This is a genomic window from Dyella sp. C11 (genome assembly GCF_003121485.1).
GTDB lineage: Bacteria > Pseudomonadota > Gammaproteobacteria > Xanthomonadales > Rhodanobacteraceae > Dyella.
Genome location: NZ_QAVX01000008.1, coordinates 134,246 through 154,262, shown reverse-complemented (window position 1 = coordinate 154,262; position 20,017 = coordinate 134,246). Strand labels below are relative to the sequence as shown.

Below are 20,017 nucleotides of genomic sequence, written 5' to 3'. Positions count from 1 at the left end.
CACTGACTGCATGCCTCTCGTCATTCGCCCGGTCACACCCGACCTCTGGCCTGCGCTGGAGGACCTGTTCGGCAGGAACGGGGCTTGCAATGGCTGCTGGTGCATGTACTGGCGCATCGGCAGCCTGTATCGGCAGCGCGAGCGCAGCGAAAACCGCGATGCACTCGAAGCCATCGTGCAGCACGGGCCACCACCCGGCCTGCTGGCCATGGATGGCGATGTCGCCGCAGGCTGGTGCCAACTGACGCCGCGCAGCGATCTCGCATGGCTTGAACGCTCGCGCATGACGGCACCTGTTGATGGTCGCCCGGTGTGGTCGATCTCATGCTTCTACGTGCGACACGGCTATCGCGGACAAGGTGTGACTGCAGCGTTGATCAAGGCCGCCATTGCGGCGGCGAAGCGAGCCGGCGTGCCTGCGCTGGAAGCGTATCCACGCGATGCGGCAAAACACACCGTGGGCGCTTTCACCGGGTTTACCTCGACGTTCGTCAACGCGGGATTCAAGGAAGCAGCACGACGCCAGGAGGGACGGCCGATCATGCGCTACGAACTCAAACGCACTCACCGATAGAACCGAATGTTGTGGGAGCGCACCCTGTGCGCGACGGCGGCCGCCAGTGCACGGCTTCGTCGGCTTGTCGCGCACAGGGTGCGCTCCCACACAGTCAGCCTCTCAATTCAGCGAAAACACTGTAGGAGCGCGCTTGCGCGCGACCGACTCCACATCGTGCGTTTGGTTTGTCGCGCACAAGTGCGCTCCTACAACAAGGCACCGTGCAATGCGGTGCCGCGCAACCAAAGCCGCGCGACACCGCAAAACATCACGCCTTGTGATAAACCTCGGAACCCTGCTGGCGGAACTCGGCAGACTTCTCCGCCATGCCCGCTTCCAGTGCGCCATCTTCACCGGTGCCATGCTCGGCAGCGTAATCACGCACGTCCTGCGTGATCTTCATCGAGCAGAACTTCGGACCGCACATCGAGCAGAAGTGCGCGCTCTTGTGCGCATCCTTCGGCATCGTCTCGTCGTGGAATTCCTGCGCCTTTTCCGGATCGAGGCCAAGGTTGAACTGGTCTTCCCAACGGAACTCGAAACGCGCCTTGGACAGCGCGTTGTCACGCACCTGGGCGCCCGGATGACCCTTGGCAAGATCCGCAGCGTGCGCAGCGATCTTGTAGGCGATGATGCCGTCGCGCACGTCCTGCTTGTTGGGCAGGCCCAGGTGCTCCTTCGGCGTCACGTAGCAGAGCATGGCGGTGCCGAACCAGCCGATCATGGCCGCGCCAATGGCGGACGTGATGTGGTCGTAGCCCGGCGCGATGTCGGTGGTCAGCGGCCCCAGCGTGTAGAACGGCGCCTCGTGGCACTTCTCCAGCTGGCGCTCCATGTTCTCCTTGATGAGCTGCATGGGCACATGGCCGGGGCCTTCGATCATCACCTGCACGTCGTGCTTCCACGCGATCTGCGTGAGCTCGCCCAGCGTGTCGAGTTCGCCGAACTGCGCGGCGTCGTTCGCATCAGCGATCGAACCCGGGCGCAGGCCGTCGCCGAGACTGAAGGACACGTCGTACGCCTTCATGATCTCGCAGATGTCTTCGAAGTGCGTGTAGAGGAAGTTTTCCTTGTGATGTGCCAGGCACCACTTCGCCATGATCGAACCACCGCGCGACACGATGCCGGTCACGCGCTTGGCGGTGAGCGGCACGAAGCGCAGCAGCACGCCGGCATGGATGGTGAAGTAGTCGACGCCCTGCTCCGCCTGCTCGATCAGCGTGTCGCGGAAGATCTCCCAGGTGAGGTCTTCGGCCACGCCGCCGACCTTCTCCAGCGCCTGGTAGATCGGCACCGTGCCGATCGGCACCGGCGAATTGCGGATGATCCACTCGCGCGTTTCGTGGATGTGCTTGCCGGTGGACAGGTCCATCACCGTGTCGCCGCCCCAGCGGATTGACCACACCAGCTTCTCCACTTCCTCGGCGATGCCGGAGGACACGGCGGAGTTGCCGATGTTCGCGTTGATCTTGGTGAGGAAGTTGCGGCCGATGATCATCGGCTCCGCTTCCGGGTGATTGATGTTCGCCGGGATGATGGCGCGGCCACGGGCCACTTCATCACGCACGAATTCCGGCGTGATCAGCTTCGGCAGCGACGCGCCGAAGGATTCGCCCGGATGCTGCGTGCGCAATGCACTGCCCTGCAGCGCTTCGATGCGCTGGTTCTCGCGGATGGCGATGTATTCCATCTCCGGCGTGATGATGCCCTGGCGCGCGTAGTGCATCTGCGTGACGTTGGCGCCGGCCTTGGCGCGACGCGGCGCGTGCGTGGCCGGAAAGCGGAACGCGTCGAGCTTGGGGTCGGCGGCGCGCTGGCGGCCGAAGGACGAGCTGAGGCCCGACAATTGTTCGGTGTCGCCACGCTCGGCGATCCAGGCGGCGCGCAGGGCCGGCAGGCCGGTGACCAGGTCCACCTTGTAGTCGGGGTCGGTGTAAGGGCCGGAGGTGTCGTACACGGTGATCGGCGGGTTGTCCTCACCGCCAAACAGGGTCGGCGTCTTCGCCTGGCAAACTTCGCGCAGCGGCACCTTCAGGTCCGGGCGGCTGCCCTGCACATGGATCTTGCGCGAGCCCGGGATCGGGCGCGTCACGGCTTCGGAGAGTTCCTGCGCGGCGCGCGTCAGGTCGTTGGGCAGAGCATTCATGGGCAGTCCGTCCGGGGTCACGGCGTGTCCCCGAAGGGACGTGCTTTTGCGAGTGTCCGCCCAAGGGATGGGCGGGGCTTTGCGAATGGCTTCGCATATCAACAAAAGCGGACGGTGCCAGGCGAGATGCCTTACGGGCATCCAGCGAAGCTCCCTACAGCGGTACTAGCCGCATCAGGTTCGAAGGGACTCTCTCAGCCGATATTCCGGCACCCCCGCTTCAAAGGGCTATTTGAGCACGAAGCGGGGTGCGGGGCGAGCCCGGAGGCTGGGCGGCCTGGCTCAGCGGGGCAGATACGCCCGCAGGAACATGTCCACGCCGTCGCGGGCGGTCTGTTCCAGCTCGACGGCGTAGGACTGGGCGCACTCCTCGCAGCCGAACATGCGGCGCATGAGCATTTCGCCCTTGATCAGGGAAATCAGCTGGCCGGCGGCGCGCCCCACGTTGGGGATGTCCAGCTTGCCGTGGTCAACCGCCTGTTGCAGCAGGCGTTTCATCAGACCGTGGCCACGCTCCGGGCCTTCTTCCCACAGCAGCTTGCCGTAGCGGGGGTTGCCCTGGCGGCAGTCGCTGAGGATGGCGCGGAAGGTGCCCACGTTCTGTACGTCGCAATCCAGCCGCACGTGATGCAGCGCGATGCGTTCGAGGGTGTCGCGGATGTCTTCGCCCGGGACGTACTGGTAGGTGTCTTCCGGCAGGAGATCCTGGATGCGCGAGCGGATGACCTCGCGGAACAGGTTGTCCTTGTCGCCGAAGTGACTGTAGACGGTGAGCTTGGACACGCCCGCCTCGGCCGCCACGGCGTCCATGCTGGTGCCGGCGAAGGCGTTGCGGATGAACAGGGCCTTGGCGGCCTCAAGGATCGCCGCGCGCTTTTCCATGTCCTTGGGACGGCCGGGCCCCTGAGGTTTGGTTTGCGGGATCGTGCTCATGGGTACACCTTCAAAAATGGCTTCACAATTGGATAACGCCCGTTTAGTATACGCGGCGGTTTAGTTATTTTCCATGGCCAAGATACACGGCTTGCCCTATGTCCACCACTATCGCCGAACTTTCGTTAAGCCCCGCCTACCGTCTCGCACAGCGTGCGCTCGCCTTCTGGCTTGAGCGTGGGCCGTCCGGGGCGCGCCAGGCCGCGTTTGCAGCCCGCGCGGCGCTGTCCGGGCTGGATGCCACCGAACGCAGCCGACTGGCCCGCTGGCTGGCCTGGCTGGAGGTGGCCGCAAGGAGCCAGGGCATGGTCTCGCCCGAGGCACGCGTGCAGCGCCTTGACGCAACCTTGCATCTGGCCATGCAAGATGCACTGGCGCGACTGCCGGGTCAGACCGGTGTCGCCAATCTGGGGAACCATAGGCGCAGTGCCTGAAAGCGTGTTCGGCGCGAAGTGTCCGCGGACACCGCGCCACGCATGACTTCCGTCAACCAAGCGCGATGACTTCCGGCACTTCGTGCCGTATGCATGAGGCCGCAGGCTTTGCACATTGTCGGAAGATGGCTAAGCGCTTATGCTTTTTAGCCTTTTTTCCGATCCGAACTGGGACGTAAGCAACATGGCGATGAACTTCGAACAGGCGCGAGTGAACATGGTGGAAAACCAGGTGCGCCCCTGGGAGGTGCTGGATGCCCGCGTACTTGACGTGCTGGGCACCGTGCGCCGCGAGGACTTCGTTGCCCCGGAGCACCGCAAGCTGGCCTTCGCCGACCTGTGCCTGCCGCTGGGACATGGCGAAGTGATGATGAAGCCGGTGGTCGAGGGCCGCGTGCTGCAGGCACTGGAACTCACCCCGAACGACCAGGTGCTGGAAATCGGCACGGGTTCGGGTTTCCTCACCGCCTGCATGGCCAAGCTTGCTGCCCATGTGACCAGCCTGGATATTCACGCCGATTTCGTCACTGCCGCCGGCCAGCGCCTGGCTGCAGCGGGCGTGTCCAACGTGAAACTTGAAGTGGGCGAAGCCGTCAACGCCTGGCAGCCAAACGGTCAGTTCGACGTACTGGTGGTGACGGGCGCCGTGTACCAGATCCCGCAGCGTTTCCTGGGCTGGCTCAAGCCGGGCGGCCGCCTGCTGGTGGTGCGTGGTGAATCGCCTGTGCAGCACGTGCTTCTGCTGACGCACGAAGGCAACGGCCGCTACCGCGAAGAGTCGCTGTTCGAAACCGACCTGCCGTACCTGACGCACGCCGAGCCGCCGCGCCGCTTCGTTTTCTGATCCCCATTTCCCCATACATGAGGCAACCCATGCGCTTGAAGCTTCTGACCCTCGCCCTGGCCTTGTCGGCGCTGCCGCTGGCCGGTCACAGCGAGGACTTGCTGGATGCATACCGAGAAGCACGCGCCAATGACCCGGTGCTGTCGCAGGCGGAAGCTACCCGCCTGGCCACCGGTGAAGGCGTAACCCAGGCGCGTGCGTTGATGCTGCCGCAGCTCAATGGCAGCTATGGCTTGACGCAGCAGTCCGCCAGCCGGAACACCACCGTTACTGATCCCACCACTGGTCTGCCCGTAACCACCGACTATGGCCATTCCCGGACGCGTGACCTGTCGGCCACGCTGACGCAGTCGGTAGTCGACCTCAGCCAGTGGGCGAACCTGGCGGCGGCGCGTTCCACCGCGCATTCGCAGGACGCCACCTATGAAGCCGCCGCGCAGGACCTCTACGTGCGCGTGACGACGGCCTATTTCGGCGTGCTCACCAGCCAGGATGCGCTGGTGTTCGCCAAGGCCAACGAAGACGCCTACAAGGAGGCCTATGACCAGGCCGACCAGCGCTTCAAGGTTGGCCTGTCTGCCATCACGGACGTCTATCAGGCCAAGTCGTACTACGAGCTGGCGAAGGCGCAGACCATCGCCGCCCAGAACACGCTCAACGATGCGAAGGAAGCGCTCACCCAGATCACCGGCAAGCCGGTGCTGGAGCTGAAGAAGCTGCGCGAAGACCTGCCGCTGACCCCGCCCACGCCCGCCGATCCGAACGCGTGGGTGCAGGCTGCACTGCAGTCCAACGCCACCGTGCAGGCCGGCCAGTACAGCGTGCAGGCGGCCGAGCACAACATCGACTCGGCGCGTGCCGGCCACCTGCCGACCATCAACGCCTCGGTGTCGCGCGGCAAGGACACCACCTGGCTTGAGCACGGCAGCTACAACCCGGCGGGCAACGGTGCGTACGGCACCACCGTGGGCCTGACCATGAGCATCCCGATCTTCTCGGGCGGCGCCACGCAGTCGCGCGTGCGCCAGTCGATCTACCAGCGTGACGAAGCGCAGGATTCGCTGGAATCCACGCGTCGCCAGGTGGTGCGCAACACGCTGAACTTCTACCGCTCGGTGCTTGCCGGCATCAGCCAGGTGGAAGCCAACAAGGCGTCGGTGGAGTCGGGCCAGAAGGCCCTTGAGGCCACCCGCGCCGGCTTCGACGTGGGCACGCAGACCATGCTGAACGTGTTGAACGCGATTCAGACCCTGACCCAGGCCGAGAGCAGCTACTCGCAGTCGCGCCACCAGCTGGTGCTCGACCAGCTGGAACTGAAGGAAGCGGCTGGCTCGATCGACGTGAAGGACGTGGAGATGGTCAACGCGATGCTGCAGTAAGCCGCATTCGGCGCCGTTGCATGCAAAAAAGGCCGGGCATTTGCCCGGCCTTTTTCTTTGTGCTCGGAGACGTCTGGACGTCTATTCCTGCAGCAGGTTGTCGATCATGGTCATCACGCGCTTCACGGCGCCGCGCTCGCTGTCGAAGACCCGGCGAGCGGCCTCACCCATGCGTTCGCGCTGAGGCGGATCGCGGAGCAGCTGGAGCACCACGGGGCCGAGCTCCTCGGCGCTGTGCACGCGGGATGCACCGCCTTCCTGGATGAGCGTCAGCGTGATTTCCTCGAAATTGAAGGTGTGCGGCCCCACGATGACCGGCGTGGACAACGCCGCCGGCTCCAGCACGTTGTGGCCGCCGATGGGCACCAGGCTGCCACCGACAAAGGCGAGATCCGAGGCGGCGTAGAACGGCATCAGCTCGCCCATGGCATCGATCACGAAGACCTGGTGCGCGGCTGACGGCACGCGATCGGCGCTGCGCGTGCCCACCATGAAGCCCAGGCTGCGCGCGGAGTTTTCCACCAGCTTGAAGCGCTCGGGATGGCGCGGCGCGATCAGCAGCAGCGCGTCGGGCCAGCGCGTAAGCACTTCCAGGTGAGCCTCCAGCACAGGCAGCTCCTCGCCTTCGTGCGTGCTGCCGGCGATCCATACGGGACGCAGCCTGCCCCATTGTTGGCGAAGCTCCTCGCCCTTGCGTTCGGCGTCGTAAGGCACAGGCATGTCGAACTTGAGGTTGCCGGTCACCACGATCTTGTCCGGGTCCGCGCCGAGCGAGCGATAGCGCTCGGCATCGGTGCGCGACTGCGCGGCAATCTGGAACACGGACCCCAACGCCTGCGCCACCAGGCTGCCGAGCGGCTTGTAGCCACGCAGCGAGCGCTCGGAAAGGCGCGCGTTGACGATCATCAGCGGGATGCGGCGATTCCGGCACGCGAAATACAGGTTCGGCCAGATCTCGGTTTCCACGATGATGGCCAGGCGCGGACGCACGCGCTTGAGGAAACGCGACACGGAAAACGGCAGGTCGTAAGGCAGGTAGACGTGGAACACGCTGTCGCCGAACAACTGACGCACGCGCTCGGAACCCGTGGGCGTCACCGTCGTCACCACCAGCGGGGCATTCGGATAATCCGCCTGCAAGGCCTTGATCAGCGGCTCGGCAGCATTGACCTCGCCCACTGACACCGCATGCACCCAAAGGCTGCCCTTGATGCCACCGGCCTCGAAAAAGCCGAAACGCTCGCGCCAGCGCTTGTGGTAGTCGCGATAGCGCACGCCGCGCGCCAGCAGCCGCAATACGATCAGCGGCGTCACCAGGTACATGGCAAGGGTGTAGATGTAACGCAACGGAAGGCTCATCGAAGGCGGTGCGCCAGTATATCGGCTCGCGCCTCTCGGCCCGTCCCGGACAGGGATGTCGACGCAAACACGTGCCTCGACTCGCCTCGTTTTGGCTTGTTCCCTACAATGCGGGCGATGCCCGGCATGCCTCGTCCCACGTTTTCCCGCTCCCTGCTCGCTCCCACGCACTGGCCTGCCTGGTTGGGCGCAGGCGTGATCTGGCTTGTCGCGCGCCTGCCGCGCACGTGGCTGATGGCGTGGGGTCGTGCCATGGGCTGGCTGGTACAGCGCGTGCCCTCGCCGCGCCGGCATGTGGCGGAGGCCAACATTGCCTTGTGCTTTCCCGAACTGTCCAAGCAAGACCAGGCCGCGCTGGTCGACGCGCACCTTCGCGACATCGGACTGATGATGGCCGAGTTCGCGCTGGGCTGGATGGGCAGCGAACGCGCCATCGCCAACGTGCCGGTGACCATCGAAGGCCTTGAACATCTCGAAGCGGCGCGCGCGCAGGGCAAGGGCGTGCTGCTGGTGGGCGGCCATTTCTCGCACCTTGAGCTCTGCGCGCGACTTGTCTCTCAACGCATCCGCATTTCGGGCATGTACCGAAAAATGGATTCGTCGGTGTTCGAATTCGTCGTGCTGCGCGCGCGACTGGATTACGCCGAGGCGATGTTCGAGAAGGACGACATCCGCGGCACCGTGAAGCATCTGCGCAACGGCGGCACGCTCTGGTACGCGCCTGACCAGGACATGCGCAGCAAGGACAACGTGTTCGTGCCGTTCTTCGGCATCCCGGCAGCCACCATCACCGCCACGCATCATCTGGCGCGCCTGTCGGGCGCGCAGGTGATTCCCTTCTACCATCGTCGCCTGCCCGGCAATGGCGGTTATGCGCTGAAGCTCGGGGCGCCGCTGGAGGATTTTCCCAGCAAGGACACGCTCGACGACACTGCACGCGTCAATGTCTGCATCGAAGACATGGTTCGCGCCGCACCCGAGCAATACCTGTGGGTGCACAAGCGTTTCAAGACGCGTCCTGCAGGCAGTCCGTCAGTCTACTGAAAGACTCGTGGAAGCAGCCCACGTCGCTGACAGCTGGATGTCAGTGACTTCGCGTAGAACAGGCCTGCGTTTTCCCCAACGACCGCCCTTACATGACTTTCCGGCTTTTTCTGCGCTCACTGCGCGAACGCCGCGATTGGCGTGGTTCGCCTTCCAAGCGACTCGCCGCCGGCCTGAAATACATTGCCCGTAGCGCGCGCATGGCGCGCCGCCAATCCGCGTGGCTGAGCGAGCTGTATGGGTCACCGCGACTTGCGTCGATCCTTGCGCACGATCCGCGCCTGCACGAGCGCTGGCATCACCACTACATCAATCGTCGCGTGGGCCGCGCGCAGCGCATGGCCATCATCAGCCAGCACTACCGCTTTGCGTTCCGCCAGCTGCCGACGGAAATGATGGACGACGTCTACCTGCGCGGCCGCCACACGCTTGGCACGGTGCTGCTGAAGGATGGCAGCGAGCTGCTGCTGGAATTGCGTCGCCCCACCGGTCGCAGCCGCGAAGGCGAACTCGCGCTCTGCCTTGCCAACGCGCAGGGTCAGCTGCTGTCGTCGGCCATCTTCAGCATCGCTGACGAAGGGCAGACACTGCTTATCGGTTGCCTGCAGGGTGCGGCGGCTGATCTTGGTCGCGAGGCCGTGCGTGAGCTCACCAAGCAGAGCTATGGATTGCGACCCAAGAATCTGCTGTTTTCGCTGCTGCTCGCATTTGGATCATTTGCGGGTACCACGCAGATTCGTGGCGTGAGCAACCTGGCGCATCCGTTCGCTGGCCAGGCCGACAAGATCAAGGCTGACTACGACAGTTTCTGGGAAGAATGCCAGGGCGTGCTGCAGCCCGACGGCTTCTTCGCCCTGCCGGTCATTGAACCCGTACGAGATGAAGCGCAGGTTGAAAGCAAGCACCGCTCTGCCTTCCGCCGCCGCGAAATGCTTCGCCGCGAAGCCTGCGCGCAATTGCTTGCCGCATTGCGTGACCAGCCGCTGCCCGCGTCGCGCGCCGCGGCCTGACCGGATGTAAACGACATCCCCGGCGCAACGCCGGGGATGTCGAGGTTCCCGTTACTTCACGTTGACGAAGGACTTCCAGGCCTTCAGCAAGTTGTTGGCATCCACTGAGCCAAGTCCTGACGCGAAGCTCCAGCCCGGCTGCGCCGCGAACGCTTCCGTGTTCGCGTTGTACTTGCTGGCATTGCTCGACGTCAGGCCCACCTGGATCGCACCCAGGTACGAGTTGGGCAAGTTGCCGTAGTAGTAGCAATCCGGCGTCACCACGTCAGGCAACTGCTGCACGCATTGCGTGGCGATGCTGCCGCGCGTGACGTTGTGGAACACGCACTTCCCCGTGCCCTTCGCGCCGTTGTCCGAATTGCAGGTGGACAGCGTGGCGGGCGGCGTGCCCTTGGGACCACCGTATTCGTCGGCCGCCAGCGTGTACAAGGTCGGCGCAGCATTGCCCTGGTTGGGCGACAGGCCCTTTGCTGCAAGACCCTGGTCGATCAAGGCCTGGATGCCCGCGAACATCGGCGATGACAACGACGTGCCGCCGATCAGCGCCGTGTCGCCGGTGAAACCCGGTGTGCACGGGTAGTAGTACGAGCAGACGATCACCCAGGTCGAGCCGCCGTACGAACCGCCGAACAGGGCAACATCAGGCACGTCGCGCGACTGGTCCTTCGCGGTGTTGTAGACCAGTCGCTGCCATGCCGGCTTCGCATCCACCGATGACGGACCACCACTGCCTGCTTCCGAGGTGATGTAGTAGCCGTACGGATCAAAGTTCAGGTACGCCTTGCAGAACGCCAGCGACGAGGCATAGCCCAGCGACTTCGCCGCCACTTCGTTGCCACACGACTCGTTCCACGGAATTTCCGGCACGTAAGACAGCGCCGAGCCGTACTGCGCGTTGAACGTGGAACTGAAGTACTTCTTCGTCGTGCCATCCAGGATGTCGGCTGTATCCGTTCCGCCCACCACCGTGTCATTCGGTGATGTGCCAAAGGCATTGGCATCGATGCCGGCATCGTTGATGAAGAAGCCGTTGAAGCTCGGGTTGGAACCCGAATCGCCACTGGACACGAACACGGAGATGCCTTCCGCATCTGCCTGCGCCCACATCAGGTCGATGGCCGTCTTGCTCGGGGCGTCGACATAGCCCTCGCCGTAACCGTAGCTCGCGCTGATGATGTTGGGACGATCCGTGCCATTGATCAGGTTGGTGGCTGCCGTCACCACGCCACCGAAGAAATTGGTGGAGTTGGAGTCATCGCAGCTGGCCAGCCAGATGTTGGCGCCCGGTGCCATCGCGGTGGACCACTCGGCATCCAGCAAGGCTTCGAAGTCGTCCTCGCCGGGATAAGCAATGGTCGGATCGATGCAGTTCGTAAAGCCCGTCGCTTGCGGCTGGATCTGCTTGAACGTGCCGCCATAACTGGTGAGACCGAACTGGGTCACGAAGTTGGTCCAGTCGTCAGGCACCATCGAACTGTCTTCCACCAGCGCGATGGTGATGCCCGCACCGGTCAGTCCGCTCGCATAGAGCTTGTCCGTGCCGTAGATGGTTGCCATGTCGTACGGCACCAGACCGCGCGAGCCATTGGTGAAATTCACCGCTTGCGGCGTTGCGCCCGCTGCACTGGTCTTGGGCTGCTGCACCACGAACCGTTGCGTGCTCTTGTTGTACTGGCCCAGTTTCGGCGCCGTGTGCTGTGCCAGCGGATGCACATCGTTGAGCCCGGCCACACCGGCAACCACCGCCTGCAATGCCTGCGGAATGCTGATGTCGCTGGCATTGGCCACGTGCGCGGCGCTGTTGATCGTGTAGTGGTTCATCTGCGTGTGGAACGCGCGCTTGACCTGACCCGCGTTGCCGCTGAAGTCGATCTGCATCTTGTTCGCGTACACGCCGTTGACCGTGAAGCCCTGCGATTTGAGCCAGGCGCTGACGGCAGCGATGTCCGCGTCCGACACGCCGAAGGTCTGGCCGAACTGCGCCGGCGTCACCCACTGGCGAAACTTCGCCGAGGTCGGGTCATGCTGCGCGCTGATCAGCGCATCGAGCGCGGCTTGCCGCCTGGCGCTGCGCTGCAGGACGAGATTCATGTGGTTCATGGGCGTGGCATCGTCCACGGCCTTGGTGGGTGCGGTGCTGTCCACCAATCCCAGATGGCTACGCTGCAGCGTTGCAGTAGCGCGACCATCGACGGTCTGCGTCACCCGGGACGCTTCGGCCGTGTTGATTCCCGCCAAGGCGGTGCTTTGCGTCGTGTCTGTTTGTGCCGATGCAACGACCGGCACGCCTGCGAGAGCCAGCGCCGTGGCGCCCAGCAGGTTCAGGTGCTCGAGTTTCATGCAATGTCTCCCTGATGCGATCCATTGAGAACAAGCGAAGCTCCCCCTGATTCGGTGACCCCTCGGTTTTTCCCTCCTGCCCTCCTGTCCTGCTCGCGCTGCGTCGAAGACAAACACGCCCGTCGCGTCGCCATGCAGGTGACGCGTTTCCATTGCAGTGAAGAACCCCAAGCGATGCGGGAGAACGGTGACCGGCGTCCGCCCACGAATGACACCCCACAAATTCGCAGGGAGTGTAGGTAGCCGTGCAAACGAGTCGCAACAAGATCACGGCAAAAACGTGCACTGGCGCGTGACGACCTTGTCTTGATGATTCAAATCAGACGGTTGCGCCGTACTCTCACGTTGTATCAAAAGCACCGAGAGCATGACCGTGCGAACGCAGTTTCATTCGTCCAAATCGCGCATTTGACGGACGATTCACGCACGAATGGCGTGGTGTCGCCACGGAAGACATAGGCAGGAAATTCCGTTCAGGCAAGTGTTTGCGTCTCGCCCTGCGGCGAGCTAAACATGCGATGAATAAAGCCGTTCAGCGTGACGTTTTACGCTCGCGACGCCGCGCGTTTTCGCGCGCCTCATGCAGCTTCGCGTACTTGAGAAACGCGTAGAACGCGCCGGTGACGCTGGCGATGAAGCCCGCCCAGCCATTGAGAAAATAGCGCTTGCCGATGTACTGCCGAAGAAAGAACACCGGCGGGTAGAACACCATGCGCAAACCCGTGAAGCGCTGCTGCCTGCGAAGTTTGTAGACCACCATGCCGGTGGTGTAGCGATTGATCTTTTCCACGCGGGTGGCGATGTCGCCATCACCGTCATTGATGAAATCGGCTCGCCAGAGCGTCTTCACCGGGCCGCGCACTTCGACCGCCGAATGGACATCCACATCGTTCATGCCACCGCGGCGGCGGTCGAACAGGCGCAGGTGGCCGTTGCGCCAGCTCAGGCGATGCTGCACGGTCCAGAACATCCGCTCGCGTCGAGGCAATCGGAAACCGGCATGTCGTGGCTGCACCAGGGCGCGCTCGATTTCCTCCCGCGTGCCCGGCGAGAGGATCTCGTCGGCATCCAGGTTGAGAATCCAGTCGTGGCTGGCCATGTCGTACGCGCGCTGCTTCTGCGGGCCGTAGTCGTCGAACGGGTGCACGGCCACGCGTGCGCCGTGCTTGAGCGCAATGGCCACGGTTTCGTCCGTGGAACCGGAGTCGAGCACGACGATCTCGTCGGCCCAGTCCACCAGGCTCAGGCAGGCATCCAGCGTGTCCGCGTTGTTGTAGGTAATGACCACCACCGACAGCGGTTCACGCGTCATGCGGTCTCTCCCCGTGGCGAAGGGAATACATAGAGCGCCGCGCACCACAGACCCATCAACCAGGCGAACAACAGGCCCCACCAGGCCGAATAGAAGGCCAGGTGCGTATTGAGCGGGAACAGCATGGCCACCAGCGCGAGCGTCGCGGGGAACGCATGCTCGCGTGCCAACGCACCGACGCGTCGCCATGTGACCACCGCCAGCCCAATGGCCGCGAGCCAGCACAACAAGCCGATCACACCCGTTTCGGTGAGCACTTCGAGTATCCATTGATGCGCATGGCAAGCGCCCTCGCCCGGCCCGCAGGGTTCAGCGGTAAGGAAATGATCGTTCGCTGGCGCAAAGCTTGGATAGGCGTATCGGTAGGCACGCACGCCGACACCGTTGACGGGATGCGCTTCGAACATGGCCACGCTGGTACGCCAGATATCCAGGCGGCCGGTCAATGCCGTGTCCAGCGACTGGCCGGAGCCGCCCAATGCCTGCATCGTGCGGTCCATGCGCAGCTGGAATCGTTCCGAGGTTTTCCACGCCACGCTGCCGGCGATCAGCACCACGGCGATCAAACCGGCGGATACGGCGAGGAACCGCGCCGGCGTGCGCGCGAGATGCCAGGCAAAGCCCACGGCCACCAGCGCGTAACACAGCCATGAGGCGCGCGATCCGGACATCAACACGGGCCCCAGCAGGAAGACGAAGGCGATCAGCACGCCCTTGGTTCCCCAGCGGCGCTGGGCGGACCACAGCGCGAACGGCGCCAGCACGGAAAGGCTCGGGCCAAGCTTCAGGTTGCCCGCGCCAAAAATGCCGGAGATGCGCTCGGGCTCGGCATGCCCGCCCAGGCTCCAGCCGGTAAGCATCTGCACCCAGGCATCCAGCGCCCAGAACGCCAGGACGACCGCAACGGCCTGGTACAGCACGGCCAGCTTGTCTTCGCGTCGAATGGCAAAGCACGCGTAAAGGCCCAGCGGCACATAGCGCAACAGGGAAACGACCGTGCCCCAACTCTTGCCGGGCGCCAGCGAATCCACCGAGGAAATCACCGCCGCACCGACATAGGCCGCCAGCAGCCACAGCAACAGGCGTGCACCGGCGTGGTCGCGCAACGCGGCCGGATGGCGCACGAACAGCAGCACGGCGCCAATCAGGCAGAGAAAAGTACCCAGCTCGGCGCTGCGCCCGAACGGCAACAGGGCGATCACCAGCCAGAACGGCAACAGTGGGGAACGCAGGGCGGCCTTCAGGAATGCGGCGATGGGACTCATGCGTCGGTCAACAAGGGCGATCCGCGCATTGTAGGTGAGCCGCCGCGCCGGGCGGCCGCATCAGGTCGCGGCGATCTCGTCGTACAGGGCCAGCGTGGCCTGCTGCATGTCGCTCAAGCGGTAGCTCTGCAACATGGGAATGGGCGGCGCCACGCGCAACAGCTCAGCGGCGCGCTCCACCAATCGTTCGCGATCGGACGGCGGCACGCGCCCGGCCGGATACAGCTCGGCCAGCAGCTCGCCAACGCCGCCGTGGGCATAGCCAAGCACGGGGCGGCACAGCGAGAGCGCCTCGATCACGGTGCGGCCGAACGATTCGGGCTTGTTCGACAGCTGCAGGATCAACGAGGACACCGCGTAGATATCGCGTACGTCGGCACGCGGCGGCGTCATCACCACCTGCGATTCCAGTCCCCGCGCGCGGACCAGGCTGCGCAGCTCTTCCACGTAGGCTTCGCGGCCGGGCTCGATCACGCCCAGCAGCAACAGGCGGGCATCGATACCGCGGCGCTTGAGTTCGGCCAGCAGTTCGACGGCATCGTGATGACCCTTCAGGCGCGTGCCACGACCCGGCAGGGTCAGCAGCGGTGCACCGGCCAGGGCCGGGAATTCGGCGAAGAAGGCCTTCTGCCAGTTGTCGTCCGGGCGATGGCCGTACGGGAAGGCGTCCGGGTCGATGCCGCGCGGAATCACGCGTACGCGGCCCGGCTCCAGCCACGAGTAATGGCTGAGCATGAAGTCGCGCAGCGTCTGCGACACCGCAATCACGCGCTCGCCGCGCAGCAGGATGGCGCTGTAACGACCGGGCGAATTCAGCCCGTGCACCGTCGTTACGAAATGCGGCGCGGGCTTCATGCCCTTGATGGCCCACCAGCCCAGCCAGGCCGGCAGGCGCGAACGCGCGTGGACGATGTCGGGCTTGAGCTCGCGCAGCAGCTTGCGCAGCGCGCCGACCTTCATCAGCGTGCCTAGCGACTTGCGACCGATATCCAGCGTGATGTGACGGCTACCTTCGGCTTCCAGCTGGGACACCATGCGACCACCGGCGGAAATGACGATGGACTGGTGGCCGGCCTTCACGAGGGCACGAGCAATTTCAAGCGCAGAACGCTCTGCCCCGCCCGATTGCAGGGCGGGGATCAGCTGAACGACGGTCAGAGACCTCGCTGGCGTGGCGACTGCTGACATGATTTGTTCGAAAGGTGCCTTCATTCCTAGAGGCAAGCAGCAATCGTGCCTAAACCGGCGACGAGGATTGTTTCAGTTGTAACTTTCTAAGTCTGGATCAGTCGCGGAGCACGTAATGCGCGCCGCAATAAGGACATGTGGACTCACCACCGTCCTCGACCACCGGCAAATAGACCTTCGGATGGGAGTTCCACAGCTCCATGCCGGGCATCGGGCAGGACAGCGGAAGGTCCGAGCGCGTCACTTCATAACGATTTTCGGCATTCGCCGGGATCAGCGGGGCAGCCGCAGGGGAACGCGACATGGGGTCAAACTCCATCAGGACACCAGACCCACCATGTTAGCAGGCGGACCCCACCGCGCGGCGGCGCGAGATCCGCTTCTTCGTCGTAGTGCATAGAGCTTGCGACCAATGTCGGGGCCATCCCTGGCAGCTGACAATGCCAGGGCCCGACCTGGGCAGGGGGAATCGCAGGAAACGCCATTCGCGCACGGCGACGGAGGGCGGGACGCGCTCATCCTGCTGCAGGGAACGTCATGGACTTCGGAAAGATCTTCGCCCGCATCAAGGCCATTCTCGGGTCGCCACAAACCGAGTGGCCCGTCATCGCCGCGGAACCCGCCACCGTTGGCGGGCTGTATCGCCACTACATCTGCATCGTCGCCGCGCTGCCGGTGCTGGCAAGCTTCATCAAGGGCAGCCTGATCGGCTATGGCGGCCTCGGCGTGCACATGCACACGCTGGTCGGCATTGGCGTGGCCGGCATGATCGTGCACTACCTGCTGACGCTGGGCCTGGTCTATGTGATGGCGATCATCATCGACGCCTTGGCGCCCACCTTCGGCGGCAGCAAAGACCTGGTGCAAGCGCTCAAGACGGTCGCCTACGCGTGGACCGCCGGCTGGGTCGCCGGCATCGCCGTGATCATTCCGTGGATCGGCTGGCTGATTGCCATCGCGGGCGCCATCTACGGCATCTACCTGCTCTATCTGGGCCTGCCCCACACCATGCGTTGCCCGGCCGATCGTGCGGGCGGCTATACGGCTGTCGCGGTGATCATCGCCTTCGTGCTGAGCTGGATCGTGGCACTCATCGTTGCGGGCATCGTCGGTACGGCCGCCATGTCCGGCGCATCGATGGCAGGCACGCATGTCACGCGGGACGGCTCCGAGGTTACGGTCGATCCGGACAGCGCACTGGCCAGGCTCTCCGCTGTCGGCGCCAACACGGCGAGTGCCGCCAAGGATCTGGAAAACGCGCAGAAATCCGGCGATGTCGCCGCGCAACAGGCGGCCATGGGCAAGCTGATGAGCGGCGACGGCAAGACGGTGGCCGTGTCGCTGTCGCCCGATACGTTGCGTGGCTTTCTTCCCGACGAACTGGACGGCATGAAGCGCAGCGACTTCAACGCCCAGCGTTCCGGCGCCATGGGCATGCAGATCTCCACTGCGCGGGCCACCTACAGCGATGGCCGCATCCGCACCATGCAGCTGGAAGTGGCCGACACCGGCAACATGCGAGGCATGATGGCCGTGGCCAGCAACATGGCACCTGCCACCGAAGAACAAAGCGACCACGGTTACGACAAGACCTACACCGACCACGGCCGCCTGGTGCACGAGTCGTGGAACACGCAGACCAAGAGCGGCGAGTTCGGCGTCATCGTGGCCAACCGTTTCTCGGTCAAGGCAAGCGGCAATGCGCAGGACATCGACCAGCTCAGGCAGGCCGTGAACGACATGGACCTGGACAAGCTGGCTTCACTGAAAGACGAAGGCATCAGCAGCAACTGAAACCGCGCCCAAAGAAAAGGCCCGCGCCGTGAAGCGCGGACCCCTTCATGCCCAGCGTTGGGCTTACTTGGCGGCGTCGGCCTTCGGCACCGAAGCCTCGGTGGTGATGTGCACCTTGATCTCGTCGCTCACGTTCGGCACGTAAGCGCCCATGCCGAAGTCGGAACGCTTCAGCGTGGTGGTGGCATCGAAGCCCACCGTCTGCGTCTTCATCATCGGATGCTCGCCGCTCTTGTTGAGCGTGGCGCCCAGCGTCACCGGCTTGGTCACGCCGTGCACGGTGAGATCACCGGTCACCTTGTACTTGTTGCCACCAGCAGCCTGCACCTTGGTGCTCTTGAAGGTGACGGTCGGGTACTTGTCGGCGTCGAAGAAGTCCGGCTTCTTCAGGTGCTCGTCGAGCGCGGAGACGTGCGTATCCAGGTCGGACAGCGGCAGCGTCACGTCGACGGAGGACTTGGACGGGTCCTTGTCGTCGAACACCAGGGTGCCCTGGCCAAGGCCGAGGTTCGCGGTGGGGTTGGAGAAGCCGAAGTGGTTCCAGCTGAACAGGACCATGGTGTGGCCCGGGTCCATCTTGTAGGTCACGGGAGCAGCCTGGGCCGACACGGCGGCGCCAATGAGGCCGGCGAGAACGAGGTAACGAAGTGCACGCATGGGTTGAATCTCCATTGGGTTGGGGGCTAGCAGAACGCTGATGGAATCAGTCGATCCGGCAGGCTTCGTCGAACGAAAGGCGCGGGCTGCGCGGGAACAGGTCGCGGCTGGCATCGCCATAGCCGAGGTTGACCAGGAAATTGGACTTCACCGTGGTGCCCGCGAAGAAAGCCGCGTCCACACCGGCAGTGTCGAAACCGGACATCGGGCCGCAATCCAGGCCGACCGCACGTGCGGCCATCATCAGGTAGGCGCCCTGCAGCGAACTGTTGCGAAAAGCGGTGACGTCGATCAGCGGCTGGTTGCCGACGAACCAGCTGCGCGCATCGGCATGCGGGAACAGCTGCGGCAGCTTTTCATAGAAGGCGTGGTCGGTGCCGATGATGGCCGTGACCGGCGCAGCCATGGTCTTGGCGCGGTTGCCTTCGGAGAGGAACGGCGCGAGCTTTTCCTTCGCCTCCTTCGACTTCACGAAGATCACGCGCATCGGCGAGGAATTGGCGCTGGTCGGACCGAACTTGGCGAGTTCGTAGATGTGGTGCAACTGCTCGTCCGCCACTTCTTTCGGCAGCCATGCGTTGTACGTGCGGGCCGTTCGGAACAACTGGTCGAACGTGGCCTCGGAAAGCTTCTCGCTCATGGGTATCCTGTGGTCGTGGGGCGCCGCCACCGGCGCAACGCCATGCAGTGTAAGCGCGGTCGCCGACAAACAGGACCCAGCCCAATGAAACGAACTGTGCCGTCCAGGGAAACAATCCGGCAGGCAGGCGCATGGTGAAGCCACTCGGCGACTGCTGGGTCATCACCGATGGCGCGGCCGGCAACCAGCGCCAGGCGCTGGCGCTGGCGCAGCTGCTGGGGATGCCCATCCGTCACCTGCAGCTCGAACCAGGGGCACCCTGGTCGTGGCTGGCGCCGCACCTGACGCTGGGCGCCAGGCTGGGCCTCAACGCCATCCAGCGCAATCAGTACGCCGCGCCTTGGCCAGCGGTGGCCATTGGCTGCGGACGAACCTCCGCGTTGTACACCCGCCTGCTGCGCACGCTGAGCCGGGGCGAGTGCTACACGGTGCAGATTCTCGATCCACGCGCGAACCCGGCGCACTGGGACACGGTCATTGCGCCGAAGCACGACCAGCTCACCGGCCGCAACGTGATCAACCCGCTGGGTTCGCTCAACCCAGTGGACGACACCTGGCTGCAGGACGGCCGCGAGGCCGATCCGGCTTTCGCCTCCCTGCCTCGTCCACGCATCGGTGTGCTGCTGGGCGGCCCGCGCAAGGGCGTCACGTTCAACGAGGCGTATATCGATCAACTGATCAGCGGGCTGCACGCACGCCGCCGCCAGGAAGGCGGCAGCCTGCTGGTGATGGCCTCGCGACGCACGCCGCCGGCGCTGGTGGAGCGCATGCGCCAGGGCCTGGGCGACGTGCCGGGCCTTGTCTGGGCCGGCAACGACGATGGCAGCAACCCGTATCCCGGCGTGCTGGGCTGGGCGGATCGCCTCGTGGTCACGCCCGACTCCGTCAACATGCTGTCCGAAGCCTGCGCCGTCGGCTGCCCCGTGCACACCTTCGTGCTGGGCACGCTGCCGGACAAGCTGGAGCGTTTCCATCAGGCACTGCGCAGTGCAGGCCTGCTGCATTCGCTCGATGCCGTGGAAACGCGGCCGGTTCCCCCTTTGCGGGAAACCGCCGTCATCGCCGCCACGCTTCGCGACCTCATTGCGCTACGCCAACGCGAAGCGCCGTGAGGGC

At 64.4% G+C, this 20,017-nt stretch carries 18 protein-coding genes and 1 riboswitch; of the genes, 8 read left to right on the top strand and 10 right to left on the bottom strand.

What is annotated here, in order from left to right:
- Nucleotides 1–103 precede the first annotated feature (103 nt).
- The gene (locus DK366_RS10035; RefSeq protein ID WP_109125404.1) at nucleotides 104–574 is read left to right on the top strand and encodes a GNAT family N-acetyltransferase; all 471 of its coding nucleotides are present in this window, start codon (nucleotides 104–106) and stop codon (nucleotides 572–574) included.
- Between the two features lie 250 nt (nucleotides 575–824).
- Here the strand turns inward: DK366_RS10035 and thiC are convergent, their stop codons facing one another.
- The gene (gene thiC, locus DK366_RS10030) at nucleotides 825–2,702 is read right to left on the bottom strand and encodes a phosphomethylpyrimidine synthase ThiC (RefSeq protein ID WP_109125403.1); all 1,878 of its coding nucleotides are present in this window, start codon (nucleotides 2,700–2,702) and stop codon (nucleotides 825–827) included.
- 134 nt (nucleotides 2,703–2,836) lie between these two features.
- Nucleotides 2,837–2,929, bottom strand: a riboswitch (TPP riboswitch).
- 55 nt (nucleotides 2,930–2,984) lie between these two features.
- Entirely contained in the window at nucleotides 2,985–3,635 is a 651-nt protein-coding gene (locus DK366_RS10025) for a TetR/AcrR family transcriptional regulator (protein ID WP_109125402.1), read from the bottom strand.
- A gap of 98 nt (nucleotides 3,636–3,733) precedes the next feature.
- Here DK366_RS10025 and DK366_RS10020 point away from each other — a divergent pair, with 98 nt between their 5' ends.
- From DK366_RS10020 to DK366_RS10010, 3 genes are all read left to right on the top strand, one after another.
- Nucleotides 3,734–4,069 (top strand): hypothetical protein, encoded by a 336-nt coding sequence (locus DK366_RS10020; RefSeq protein WP_109125401.1) that lies wholly within the window; start codon nucleotides 3,734–3,736, stop codon nucleotides 4,067–4,069.
- Nucleotides 4,070–4,253: 184 nt separating this feature from the next.
- A complete protein-coding gene (locus DK366_RS10015; protein WP_109125439.1) occupies nucleotides 4,254–4,913 on the top strand; it encodes a protein-L-isoaspartate O-methyltransferase in 660 nt (219 codons plus the stop codon).
- Between the two features lie 29 nt (nucleotides 4,914–4,942).
- On the top strand, nucleotides 4,943–6,292 hold the full coding sequence (locus DK366_RS10010; RefSeq protein ID WP_109125400.1) for a TolC family outer membrane protein: 1,350 nt from the start codon (nucleotides 4,943–4,945) through the stop codon (nucleotides 6,290–6,292).
- A gap of 81 nt (nucleotides 6,293–6,373) precedes the next feature.
- Here DK366_RS10010 and waaA read toward each other — a convergent pair whose 3' ends face one another.
- Nucleotides 6,374–7,651, bottom strand: a complete 1,278-nt coding sequence (gene waaA / locus DK366_RS10005) for a lipid IV(A) 3-deoxy-D-manno-octulosonic acid transferase (RefSeq protein WP_198651499.1) — start codon at nucleotides 7,649–7,651, stop codon at nucleotides 6,374–6,376.
- Nucleotides 7,652–7,777: 126 nt separating this feature from the next.
- On the opposite strand from waaA, the gene lpxL reads away from it, so the two are divergent.
- Entirely contained in the window at nucleotides 7,778–8,695 is a 918-nt protein-coding gene (gene lpxL / locus DK366_RS10000; RefSeq protein ID WP_232820998.1) for an LpxL/LpxP family Kdo(2)-lipid IV(A) lauroyl/palmitoleoyl acyltransferase, read from the top strand.
- 92 nt (nucleotides 8,696–8,787) lie between these two features.
- Entirely contained in the window at nucleotides 8,788–9,705 is a 918-nt protein-coding gene (locus DK366_RS09995) for a DUF535 family protein (protein ID WP_109125398.1), read from the top strand.
- 51 nt (nucleotides 9,706–9,756) lie between these two features.
- Here the strand turns inward: DK366_RS09995 and DK366_RS09990 are convergent, their stop codons facing one another.
- The 5 genes from DK366_RS09990 to DK366_RS09970 all read right to left on the bottom strand — a co-directional run bounded on the left by DK366_RS09990 (nucleotide 9,757) and on the right by DK366_RS09970 (nucleotide 16,114).
- Complete coding sequence (locus DK366_RS09990; RefSeq protein ID WP_198651498.1) at nucleotides 9,757–12,045, bottom strand: S53 family peptidase; 2,289 nt, start codon at nucleotides 12,043–12,045, stop codon at nucleotides 9,757–9,759.
- A 532-nt stretch (nucleotides 12,046–12,577) separates the two neighbouring features.
- Entirely contained in the window at nucleotides 12,578–13,357 is a 780-nt protein-coding gene (locus tag DK366_RS09985; RefSeq protein WP_109125396.1) for a glycosyltransferase family 2 protein, read from the bottom strand.
- The gene (locus tag DK366_RS09980) at nucleotides 13,354–14,622 is read right to left on the bottom strand and encodes an O-antigen ligase family protein (RefSeq protein ID WP_109125395.1); all 1,269 of its coding nucleotides are present in this window, start codon (nucleotides 14,620–14,622) and stop codon (nucleotides 13,354–13,356) included. Before DK366_RS09980 ends, DK366_RS09985 begins: the two co-directional genes overlap by 4 nt.
- Nucleotides 14,623–14,682: 60 nt before the next feature.
- Complete coding sequence (locus DK366_RS09975) at nucleotides 14,683–15,810, bottom strand: glycosyltransferase (protein ID WP_109125437.1); 1,128 nt, start codon at nucleotides 15,808–15,810, stop codon at nucleotides 14,683–14,685.
- A gap of 97 nt (nucleotides 15,811–15,907) precedes the next feature.
- On the bottom strand, nucleotides 15,908–16,114 hold the full coding sequence (locus DK366_RS09970; RefSeq protein WP_109125394.1) for a zinc-finger domain-containing protein: 207 nt from the start codon (nucleotides 16,112–16,114) through the stop codon (nucleotides 15,908–15,910).
- A 233-nt stretch (nucleotides 16,115–16,347) separates the two neighbouring features.
- Here DK366_RS09970 and DK366_RS09965 point away from each other — a divergent pair, with 233 nt between their 5' ends.
- Nucleotides 16,348–17,604 (top strand): Yip1 family protein, encoded by a 1,257-nt coding sequence (locus DK366_RS09965; RefSeq protein WP_109125393.1) that lies wholly within the window; start codon nucleotides 16,348–16,350, stop codon nucleotides 17,602–17,604.
- Between the two features lie 63 nt (nucleotides 17,605–17,667).
- On the opposite strand, the gene DK366_RS09960 is transcribed toward DK366_RS09965, so the two are convergent.
- Together DK366_RS09960 and DK366_RS09955 are read right to left on the bottom strand one after the other, a co-directional pair.
- Complete coding sequence (locus DK366_RS09960; RefSeq protein WP_109125392.1) at nucleotides 17,668–18,261, bottom strand: YceI family protein; 594 nt, start codon at nucleotides 18,259–18,261, stop codon at nucleotides 17,668–17,670.
- A 46-nt stretch (nucleotides 18,262–18,307) separates the two neighbouring features.
- Nucleotides 18,308–18,901, bottom strand: a complete 594-nt coding sequence (locus DK366_RS09955; RefSeq protein WP_109125391.1) for a malonic semialdehyde reductase — start codon at nucleotides 18,899–18,901, stop codon at nucleotides 18,308–18,310.
- A 131-nt stretch (nucleotides 18,902–19,032) separates the two neighbouring features.
- Here DK366_RS09955 and DK366_RS09950 point away from each other — a divergent pair, with 131 nt between their 5' ends.
- Nucleotides 19,033–20,013 (top strand): mitochondrial fission ELM1 family protein, encoded by a 981-nt coding sequence (locus DK366_RS09950; protein WP_109125390.1) that lies wholly within the window; start codon nucleotides 19,033–19,035, stop codon nucleotides 20,011–20,013.
- The last annotated feature ends 4 nt before the right edge of the window (nucleotides 20,014–20,017 follow it).